Here is a 9,969-nt window from a genome sequence, read left to right as displayed (position 1 = left end):
TGACGAGATTGATTTAATCTCCATTCGCTCCGGTCATAAGACCGTCGCGTTTATACTCACTCGTTGTTCAGTTTTCAAAGATCAAACTTCGTTTTGTTACCGCCTGTTGTTTCAGCAGCAACTCTTATAATATATCATAGACTCGATAGCTTTGCAAGACTTTCTTTGAAGAGGTTTTTTCTATCAAATCTCATTTCCCCTGGCCTGCTAACTGGTTAACTCGGCCGGACTTATAATTTATCACAGTTGTCACCGCTGCCGCAACACACAAAATATTCCATCAATCCATAGTATATTTTTACCCAGAACAAAATAAACTCTAACATAATTCAAGCATCTTTTTCATATATTCTTACTAGTTCTCATATAATGTTACAGTTTTCATAGAGTACAAATCGCCATTAATCGGATTTGCTCTTGCAGAAGTATGGATACAATGATACAAAGCTTGAACTCAATTAAAAGCAGGCATTCCGGCGATCACCTCGAAATGCCTGCTTCTGCTCAAATTGACCTGCTATCATCCATTAATCCATGGATTTTTACGCGATCTGTCTGCAGCTGTGCTTTTTCTATCCTTTTTGGCGGCGGGAGCTTTCGATTTATTAGCCTTCGCTTTATCCTTAGGGGTGGATGCTGTCTCGTCAGCCGCAGGCTCAACTCCCTCCACCTCGGATGTCTCATGGACCGCTGCCTCGTTGATGGCCGCTGTTGCTTGGGCTTCCTCCTCCCCAATCGGAGCTGGATAGGCGGGCGCCGGATTACGATCCCAGTACGCCGCGTTCTCGGCGGCCCCTACAAAAGGGGCGTTGGGCCCTCCATGCTCATAGGCTCCCAACGTCGATGGAACCCCCATTCCATAGGGCGACGGATAGCACCAATCATATGGAGTGGGATAAGCAAAATGCGGATAAGCATATGCCGGATCCACTTCTGGATAATGAGGCATCGGTGCGTAATTCGGATAAACCTCCGCTGGAGATACCATCGGCATTTGGTTCGGATAAACCTCCGCTGGAGATACCATCGGCATTTGGTTCGGATAAACCTCCGCTGGAGATACCATCGGCATTTGGTTCGGATAAACCTCGGCTGGAGATACCATCGGCATTTGGTTCGGATAAGCCTCCGCTGGAGATACCATTGGCATTTGGTTCGGATAAACCTCCGCTGGAGATACCATCGGCATTTGGTTCGGATAAACCTCGGCTGGAGATACCATCGGCATTTGGTTCGGATAAGCCTCCGCTGGAGATACCATTGGCATTTGGTTCGGATAAGCTGCTGCCGGACTTACTTGAGTATTAGGAAACATGGCATTCGCGTTTGGATATGCTGCTATCGGCTCACTATAGGGCTGAGCGTAGAATGGATCCATTCCCGAATATGGTGATACCACTCCTTGGCACCCACATGGACTATAAGGCGCAATTCCGGTGTGTACCGGATGATAAAACGCTGGCTCTACACTATGCGGGAACGCCTCATTCGGCTGGTAATGGGCCGGCCCCACATGGATGGGCTCATAAGCGACCGGATGCTCGTGATTTTCCCAATGCGGCGCATAGGCTGGGGATACACCCGTCGGATAAGCGTTGGGGGCCGGTTCATACTCGGTACCCTGAACGATTCCCGGATAATAAGGTGTTTTCTGCTTATTTTCTTTCATGGCGTGCTGAAGGTTCTCATTCTCGGCATTCGGCATGTCGTAATAGGAAGCGACTTCGTGCACGGGGCCTGGATACTGAATAAAGAGGTTGTGCGTAACTTCGCTGTAAATGGTCTCTTTGCTGTAGGCCGGTTTCTTCTCGGCTGCCGGCATCACGTTGGGTTGGTTTTCCACCGCAGGCATGATGTTCGGTTTATTCTCCATACTCGGCATCACGTTGGGCTGGTTTTCGGCAACAGGCATGACGTTAGGCTGGTTTTCGGCAATAGGCATAACGTTAGGCTGGTTTTCCGCTACGGGCATCACGTTTGGAAAGGTGTAATTCGGCGAGGTCATTTCCGGCATTTCCTGGTTCATCGACAGGTTGGGGAGCGGGGGCGGGGACGGTATGTTCGGCAGCTCGGGAAGCTGCTGCGGCAGCACCTGGGCATTGTTCTCTTCCTTATTTTCTTCCATAGGCGCGGTAAGCTCTTCTTTGTTCGGCTTTTCTGCCTCTTCCGGCTCTACGTTCTCCTCATTCGGTGCCGTCATTTCTTCTTTGGGACCGGTATATGTTTTGTTGCCGGGGATCGTTTTGGCATTTGCATTCCCGTCTACACTCTCGGCTGTTACGCCACCGACTTTAGGGATGTTGACCACTTCCCCTACAAGGAGCGCGTTCGGATTTTTGAGCTGCGGGTTGGCGTCGATCATATCCTTGAGCGTAACGCCCCAGGCTTTGGACAATTTCCAAAGGCTGTCTCCCTGCTTGACGACATGCTTATGGATGATTTGATCGTTGTTTGGAACCTGTATGGGTTCCGCAGGAATTTTGACTTTCTGTCCGACCGTAAGCTGATTTGGATCGGAGATTTGCGGGTTGGCGTCGATAATTTTTTGCAAAGGAACGCCGTATTTTTTCGAAAGCTCATATAATGTGTCGCCACTTTTGACCATGTGTATTTTCACGCGGCAAATACCTCCTAAACTTCTTGTAGGCGTGGGTTCGCCTCCATTCGTTACTACATCTTATGCAGGGGATAGGCGGATGACATCCCTTTAGACAAAAAAATCCTTCCACGAAGAAGATCGTGAAAGGATTTTAGAGAAAAACAGGTCATAAAAAGGCTGTCGGAATCAGGATTCCCAAACTTTGTAACCGTCCTGCGTAACGATTTTACGGAATTCTTCAAGAAGCTTCAAAGTGACCGGTCCAGCCTGTCCCTGTCCGATGACGCGTCCGTCGATTTCGCGAGCGGCGATCACTTCGGCAGCGGTTCCGGTAAAGAATACTTCGTCGGCAATGTACACATCGTGCATGCTGAACGGCTCTTCCTTCAGCTTGTAGCCCAGCTTCTCGCAGAGCTCGATAATCGCCATGCGCGTAATGCCTTCCAGTGCTCCAAGGTAACAAGGAGGAGTGTAGACGACACCGTTTTTAACGAGGAAAATGTTGTCGCCCGAGCCTTCGGTCACATATCCCTGCGCATTCAGCATGATCGCCTCGTCCGCTTCCGCGAAATTCGACTGGATTTTGACCAAAATGTTATTCAGATAGTTTAGGGATTTAATCTTCGGATTCAGCGCGTCAGGCAGGTTGCGGCGCTGCGATACCGATACCGCTCTCAGTCCGTTCAAATAAGCTTCCTCCGAATAAATCGCCAGCTGCTCCACAATAATCAGAACGGTTGGCTTCGGGCAGCGTCTCGGATCCAGACCCAGGTTCCCCACACCGCGCGATACGATCAAGCGGATATATCCGTTGCGCATATCATTCCGGCGAATCGTTTCCGCCATGGCGTCGCGCATTTCCTCGAAGGAAAGCGGGATGACCAAATCGATCGATTTAGCGGAATCATACAGGCGGTCCAAGTGCTCTTTGCATTTGAAAATGTTGCCTTCATAGATCCGGATTCCTTCAAAAATGCCGTCCCCATACAGGAAGCCGTGATCAAACACCGAAACTTTCGCGTTTTCTTTCGTTACAAATTCTCCATCTAAGTAAATCCACTGTTCTGACATCTGTTACCGCACCTCCGAATTTTGTTCCTGATCCTGATAAGTAAAGCTCGGGTAGGAGCCCAGCACGCGTACCTGGCAGCCCAGCGCTTCGATCTCGCCGAAGGCCGCCGTCAGCAGCACCGAATCCACGGATTCGAGCACATCGATATAAAAGTAATAGCTTCCCAGCTTTTTCTTGGTTGGTCTGGATTCAATCCGCGACAAATTCAAACGCCTCCAAGCAAAGGCTGCAAGCACCTGATGCAGCGCTCCCGCAAAATCTTCGGGCAGCGTCACCAGCACGCTCGTTTTTTGCTGTTCAACCGGCCGGTCGAGCGGCGGAAGTTCCTCATGGCCGATCAGAACGAACCGGGTAAAATTGTTATCGTGATCGGTAATGCGTTTGGCCAACACGTCGAGGCCGTGAGTTGCCGCTCCGAGTGTTGTGCCAATGGCGGCCCAGCCTTTGCCCGGATTGGCTTTGACGATGCCTACGGCTTCGGTTGTGCTGCCTGCGTTGATCAGCTCCGCCTGCGGGGCATGCTGGCGGATAAACTGCTGGCACTGCGCCGTGGCCACAGGGTGAGACAAAATTTTCTCAATCCGGCTGTAATCGATCTCCCCCGCCTCGGACACAAACTCCTGGCGGTCACCGATCAAATTTTGAATTGACGGATAGACCCACTCCACCCGCATCGGAATATCGACTTCATTCACCAACCAGTCCATATGCAGGCTTACCGAGCCTTCAATCGTGTTCTCGATCGGAATGACGCTATAATCGGTTTTGCCCTGAGCCGTCGATAAAAATACGTCGGAAATCAGCTTATGATATACCAGCTCCACCGGCTCTTCCCCGAGCAAATACGCCACCGCTTCGTGCGACACCGACCCTTCCGGCAATAATGCAATTCGTTTCATGCGCTTACTTCCCCTTTACCATATCCATAAATGAACGGGACGGCATCCCGGAAATCTCAACGACTCCCTCCACGTCGGGAAGCAGCCATTTGGCGGATGCGTTGATGCCCTCAGCCCTCATCGTATTCAGGAGGAAGGCTTCCAGTTCGTTCTTTCTGGATTGTTGGCGGTCCACCAAAGCGAGCAGCGTAGGACCCGCACCGCTCAGCGCCACGCCAAGCGCGCCGTGATTGCCCGCTTCCTCCAAAATCCGAGTCATGCCCGGAATGAGGGGAGCCCGGTACGGCTGATGCAGACGGTCCAACATCGCTTTGCCGATGAGGTCCATCCGGCCGCCGGCCAGCGCTCCGACCAAAAAGGAGGCCCGACTTACATTATACACTGCATCCTTACGGCTGATATGATCCGGCAAAACTTTCCTTGCTTCCGAAGTCTGCAGCTCAAAATCCGGAACAACCACCAGCACTTCCAGATCTTCAGGCGGATCGAAGCGGATGCATTCGGCATGAACGCCGTCCCAAATCGCCGTGATGATGCCGCCATACAGAGATGCCCCGACATTATCGGGATGGTCCTCAATCCCTGTGGCCATATCGAACAAGTCCGCTTTGCTCAGCGGTGACCCGATGAGCGCGTTGGCCGCAGCCAATGCCCCGACAATTGCCGTGGCGCTGCTTCCCAGCCCACGGGTCAAAGGGATGTCGGAATACATCGATATTTCGAGCTCGGGCACATGCACTCCCGCCCGCTCGAATACCTGCTGCGCAACTTGATACAAAAGATTGCTTTTATCCCGGGGAATTCCCTGCATTTCGTCTCCGTACAAATGAAATACGGTCTGCTCCGCTTCCTTCATCTCGATCCAGGCATACAAGGACAGCGCCATACCCAGCGTGTCAAAGCCCGGTCCGAGATTCGCGGTACTGGCAGGAATTTTCACCCGTACCCCGTCAGGCTGAATCATACCCGTTCCTCTTCCAGCTTCGCGATCGCCTCCATAACGGCTTCCTCCGTATCCGGAACGACGACGGGCTCAGCGTTGACCGTTTTCAGCGCCACGTTCGGGTCCTTCAGTCCGTTCCCGGTCAGGACGCAGACAACCGTCTCTCCACCTTTGAAAAATCCTTCCCGCTTCAGCTTGTACACCCCTGCTACCGATGCGGCGGAAGCCGGCTCGGCAAAGACGCCCTCACGTGCGGCAATGGTGCGGTATGCGCTCAGAATCTCATCGTCAGTGACGTAATTGATCTGACCGTTTGATTCCTCTGCTGCAGCGACTGCGGTCTTCCAGCTGGCCGGGTTGCCGATCCGGATGGCGGTTGCGACCGTTTCCGGTTCAAGTATCGGCTCACCCTTCACGATGGCCATTGCGCCCTCGGCTTCGAAACCGACCATGCGCGGCAGCGAGGAGGCTTTGCCGGCTGCGTGATATTCCTTGAAGCCTTTCCAGTACGCGGAGATATTGCCTGCATTGCCTACAGGAATGGCCAGCACGTCCGGCGCTTTGCCCAGCTGGTCCACCACTTCGAATGCGGCTGTCTTTTGTCCCTCAATACGGAACGGGTTGACGGAGTTTACGAGCGTAATCGGATGCTTGGCCGTAATGTCGCGGACGATCTCCAGGGCCCGGTCAAAGTTGCCCTCAATGGCAATGACCTTGGCACCGTAAATCATCGCTTGCGCCAGCTTGCCGAGCGCAATGTTGTTGTTCGGGATGAGAACGATGCAGTTCAAGCCGCCGCGCGCCGCGTAGGCCGCCGCTGCAGCCGAGGTGTTGCCCGTGGAGGCGCACATGATCGTACGGCTGCCTTCCTCCATCGCCTTGGCAACGGCCATGACCATGCCGCGGTCTTTGAACGAACCGGTCGGGTTCAGCCCTTCATATTTAAAATAAAGGTCGAGTCCAAGCTCCTCCGACAAATTTTCGGCACGGATCAGAGGGGTGTTGCCTTCCTTCAGCGTCAGGAGAGGCGTGTTGTCGTTCACGGGTAAATATTCCTTGTACGTTTGCAGTAAACCTTGGTATGGCATCGTAAGACTCCTTTTCTGTGTTCGAGGTAGTGATTTGAATGGGCGGGGTTACCCCTCAACCCGGTATACGCTCTTGATTCTGCGGATGACGTCCAGCCCTTCAAAATGCTGCAGCACCTTGTCCATGCTCGCTTTGCTGGCATGATGGGTGACGATGATAATCTCCGCCTCGGGATTGTGCTCGTTCGGCTGCTGTACGACGGATTCGAGGCTGACTCCGAATTCGGCGAACACCTGCGTAATTTTGGCGAGAACACCGGCTTTGTCGTCAACGTGAAGCAGGATAAAGTTTTTGTAACTGATCTGTTCATCGGTCTTCAGCTTCTTCGGCTTGTAAGGAACGATCGCTTTCAGGCCGTTGACGCCCAGTCTAAGGTTCTTGATGACGGCCATCAGGTCGGCCACAACGGAGGTAGCCGTCGGCATTTCGCCGGCGCCCGCGCCGTAAAACATCGTCTCGCCAACCGCTTCCCCGTACACGTATACGGCATTGAAGACGCCGTTCACGGAGGCGATCGGATGCCCTTTGCGCACCATCGTCGGTTGAACGCTGATGCTGAAATGATCGTCCTGCCGGTCCGCAATGCCAAGCAGCTTCATTTCGTAGCCAAGGCGTTTGGCATACGTAATGTCTTCCTTGGTCACCTGCGAGATACCGCGCACGCTGACGTCCTTCAGCTCGATGTTGGAGCGGAAGCCGAGCGTACCCAGAATTGCCATCTTGCGGGCGGCGTCCAATCCTTCGACATCGGAGGTCGGGTCGGATTCGGCATAACCCAGTTTTTGCGCTTCCTCCAGCACATCCTCATAGGACGCGCCTTCCTGGCTCATTTTGCTCAAAATATAGTTGGTCGTGCCATTCACGATCCCCATGATCTTCAAAATGCGGTCCGAAGAAAATCCTTCGATCAGCGTCCGTATAATCGGAATGCCTCCCGCCACACTCGCCTCGTAGAAAACGTCGCACTGCTTCTCCTGAGCCTTGGCCAAAATCTCCGCTCCGTGCAGTGCCATCAGGTCCTTGTTGGCCGTGACGATATGCTTTCCGCGCTCCAGCGCCTCCAAAATGTAGGACTTCGTCTCATCAATACCGCCCATCACTTCGACAATGACGTCAATTTCCGGGTCACGGATGACATCCCACGGATCTTCCGTCAATTTGCCTTGATCAACGGCCACGCTGCGCGTTTTCCCGGAGTTCTTCACCGCAATCCTTTCGATGATGACCGGAGAGCCTACCTGGCTGCTCAAATCCTCCTGATGGCCTTCCACGATCCTGACGACCCCCGTACCGACCGTGCCCAGACCCAACAATCCAACTTTAACCGGCTTCATTCTCATACCTCCCGTGAATCTCCAAATAACATTCTTTGTCTTTAGTGACGTCAGGCACGGACTTACCCCTGTCCGATCAAATTCGCCCGCTTGACTCCCGCTACGTCGCGCATGCCTTCCAGCATGTCCCCAAGCTCGTCGCCAAGTCGCGTCACTTCGACGGATATCACTACGTTCGCCATCCCCTGCAAAGGAATGCTCTGGTGGATCGTCAGCACGTTTCCGCCATAACCGGCCACCGTGCTCAGCACTTTCGACAGCATGCCCGCCCGGTGCTCCATATCGATGGAAATCGTCACGATCCGCTCGCGCTCCAGCTGGTTGATCAGGTGGATTCCGTCTTTGTATTTATAAAAAGCGCTGCGACTCAGGCCGACTTGTTCCACGGCTTCATGAACCGTCTTCGCATCCCCGGCCGCTAGCAGCTGTTTCACCTGCATCGTCTTGACAACGGCTTCCGGCAAAATGTCTTCCCGGACCAAATAATAGCGTTCTTTCACGAACGTCCTCTCCTCAAAGACTGATGTATTCATATAGTGGACATTATAAAGGAACCCTTGCCTGACGGTCAATAGTCCGACGCCTTTTTAATCTCCATCATACAAAAAAATGCCCGCTATGTAACGTAAAATGTCAGAAACACAGGAACCGCGCAACAAAAAAAACCGGACGCCGTATACGAAATATACGGTGTCCGGCTCCATGGATGTTTAATAGTAGCTGCTGCCTTCTACAAACTCGAATTCAAAATCGGCGATCCTCACAATCGTGCCCTCGACGGCACCACGTTTGCGAAGCTCATCGTCGATCCCCATATGGCGCATCGTCCGCGCAAGCTTCAAAATCGCTTCATGCGAATTCATCTGCATGCGTTTGAGCAGGCGCTCAATCTTGACGCTGTGGACCACATAAGCCTCGTTGTCTCTCGTAATCGTGAACGAGTTGTCCTCGGTCTTATCCAGCTTGTACACTTTTCTTTCAGCAATTTCCGGTACCTCTTCCAGCGCGGCTTCCACAGGAATCTGGTCCAGCAGATCCGCCGCCCGGTACAGCAGCTCCTGAACGCCCTGCCGGGTCAGCGAGGAGATCGGCATGATCTCCAGGTCGGGTCTGTCCTTGCCTACCTTTTCACGGAATTCGGCCAGGTTGTCTCCCGATTCCGGCATATCCATTTTGTTCGCCGCTACGATCTGCGGCCGCTCGGCCAGGTTGGCGTTGTACAGCTTCAGCTCGTCGTTGATTTTGACCCAGTCCTCGTACGGATCCCTTCCTTCGGATCCCGCCATATCCACCACATGGATGATGACGCGGGTCCGCTCCACGTGACGGAGGAACTCGTGCCCGAGGCCGACCCCTTCATGAGCGCCCTCGATCAATCCCGGCAGGTCCGCCATGACGAAGCTCCGGCCTTCAGCGACCTCCACGACGCCGAGGTTCGGCGTAATCGTCGTAAAGTGGTACGCCCCGATCTTCGGTCTCGCACCGGAAACGACCGACAAAAGCGTGGACTTCCCTACGCTCGGGAAGCCGACCAGACCGACGTCGGCCATCACTTTCAGCTCCATCACCACATACCGTTCCTGGCCTTCCTCCCCGTGCTCGGCGAGCTCGGGAGCCGGGTTGTTCGGGGTGGCAAAACGGATGTTGCCCCGTCCGCCGCGGCCGCCTCTGGCAACGACCACCTGCTGTCCATGACGCGTCAAGTCGGCAATGACTTCGCCCGTGTCATCGTCAATCAGCACGGTACCCGGCGGAATGCGGACGATCATGTCCTCCGCCCCTGCGCCATGCTGGCTCTTATTGCGGCCCTTCTCGCCGCGCTTGGCTTTGAAATGGCGCTGGTATCTGAAATCCATCAGCGTGCGCAGACCTTCGTCCACACGGAAAATGACATCTCCGCCCTTGCCGCCGTCACCGCCGGCAGGTCCGCCTTCCGGAACGTATTTCTCCCGGCGGAAAGCCACCAGGCCGTCACCACCGTCGCCGCCTTTGACATAGACTTTTGCTTTATCTACAAACATGACTTCACCTTC

General features: G+C 53.7%; 8 protein-coding genes. All 8 read right to left on the bottom strand.

What is annotated here, in order from left to right; translation table 11 throughout:
* Positions 1-520: 520 nt before the first annotated feature.
* A complete protein-coding gene (locus FHS19_RS32225; protein WP_183587246.1) occupies positions 521-2,617 on the bottom strand; it encodes a LysM peptidoglycan-binding domain-containing protein in 2,097 nt (698 codons plus the stop codon).
* Positions 2,618-2,785: 168 nt separating this feature from the next.
* A complete protein-coding gene (gene ilvE, locus FHS19_RS32220) occupies positions 2,786-3,670 on the bottom strand; it encodes a branched-chain-amino-acid transaminase (RefSeq protein ID WP_076174439.1) in 885 nt (294 codons plus the stop codon).
* 3 nt (positions 3,671-3,673) lie between these two features.
* Positions 3,674-4,570 (bottom strand): prephenate dehydratase, encoded by an 897-nt coding sequence (gene pheA, locus FHS19_RS32215; RefSeq protein ID WP_183587244.1) that lies wholly within the window; start codon positions 4,568-4,570, stop codon positions 3,674-3,676.
* A gap of 4 nt (positions 4,571-4,574) precedes the next feature.
* A complete protein-coding gene (gene thrB / locus FHS19_RS32210; RefSeq protein ID WP_183587242.1) occupies positions 4,575-5,534 on the bottom strand; it encodes a homoserine kinase in 960 nt (319 codons plus the stop codon).
* On the bottom strand, positions 5,531-6,601 hold the full coding sequence (gene thrC, locus FHS19_RS32205; RefSeq protein WP_183587240.1) for a threonine synthase: 1,071 nt from the start codon (positions 6,599-6,601) through the stop codon (positions 5,531-5,533). The genes thrB and thrC overlap by 4 nt, the downstream gene beginning before the upstream one ends.
* A gap of 48 nt (positions 6,602-6,649) precedes the next feature.
* Positions 6,650-7,936 (bottom strand): homoserine dehydrogenase, encoded by a 1,287-nt coding sequence (locus FHS19_RS32200; protein ID WP_183587238.1) that lies wholly within the window; start codon positions 7,934-7,936, stop codon positions 6,650-6,652.
* Between the two features lie 62 nt (positions 7,937-7,998).
* On the bottom strand, positions 7,999-8,436 hold the full coding sequence (locus tag FHS19_RS32195) for an ACT domain-containing protein (protein WP_076174428.1): 438 nt from the start codon (positions 8,434-8,436) through the stop codon (positions 7,999-8,001).
* Positions 8,437-8,646: 210 nt separating this feature from the next.
* A complete protein-coding gene (obgE, locus tag FHS19_RS32190) occupies positions 8,647-9,957 on the bottom strand; it encodes a GTPase ObgE (protein ID WP_183587236.1) in 1,311 nt (436 codons plus the stop codon).
* Positions 9,958-9,969 lie beyond the last annotated feature (12 nt).

This window comes from Paenibacillus rhizosphaerae, from assembly GCF_014192015.1.
Taxonomy (GTDB): domain Bacteria; phylum Bacillota; class Bacilli; order Paenibacillales; family Paenibacillaceae; genus Paenibacillus_AQ; species Paenibacillus_AQ rhizosphaerae.
Note: the sequence above shows the minus strand (reverse complement) of the source record. Positions and strands in the feature narration are given on the sequence as shown.

Excerpts from the sequence above, each read along its gene's own strand:
- thrB (WP_183587242.1), bottom strand. The coding sequence starts at position 5,534 with ATGATTCAGCCTGACGGGGTACGGGTGAAAATTCCTGCCAGTACCGCG.
- FHS19_RS32200 (WP_183587238.1), bottom strand. The coding sequence starts at position 7,936 with ATGAAGCCGGTTAAAGTTGGATTGTTGGGTCTGGGCACGGTCGGTACG.
- thrC (WP_183587240.1), bottom strand. The coding sequence starts at position 6,601 with ATGCCATACCAAGGTTTACTGCAAACGTACAAGGAATATTTACCCGTG.
- pheA (WP_183587244.1), bottom strand. The coding sequence starts at position 4,570 with ATGAAACGAATTGCATTATTGCCGGAAGGGTCGGTGTCGCACGAAGCG.
- obgE (WP_183587236.1), bottom strand. The coding sequence starts at position 9,957 with ATGTTTGTAGATAAAGCAAAAGTCTATGTCAAAGGCGGCGACGGTGGT.
- ilvE (WP_076174439.1), bottom strand. The coding sequence starts at position 3,670 with ATGTCAGAACAGTGGATTTACTTAGATGGAGAATTTGTAACGAAAGAA.